The following is a 243-nucleotide window of genomic DNA, read 5'->3' as shown; positions in this document are numbered from 1 at the left end:
TCTGTCGGAACTGACGCGCCAGTATGCGGGGCGCGGATCGGCGGCGCACCACCCGGCCGTTCTGCTGGGCTTGCTCATCTATGGCTACGCGACGGGCTTGCCGTCGAGCCGCAAGGTCGAGCGCGCGACTTACGACTCGGTGGCGTTCCTCTACATCGCGGCCAACACCCATCCCGACCACGACACCTTGGCCGCATTCCGGCGCCGTTGCGGCGAGCAGTTCGAACAATTGTTCGTGCAGGT

At 65.8% G+C, this 243-nt stretch carries 1 protein-coding gene; it reads left to right on the top strand.

Features of this window, described 5'->3' with window-relative positions:
* A partial coding sequence (locus tag H7U20_RS00865) for a transposase (protein ID WP_199517729.1) occupies window positions 1-243 on the top strand: 243 nt, incomplete at both ends.

Origin of the sequence: Rugamonas violacea, from assembly GCF_016461825.1 — a bacterium.
GTDB lineage: Bacteria > Pseudomonadota > Gammaproteobacteria > Burkholderiales > Burkholderiaceae_D > Rugamonas.
Note: the sequence above shows the minus strand (reverse complement) of the source record. Positions and strands in the feature narration are given on the sequence as shown.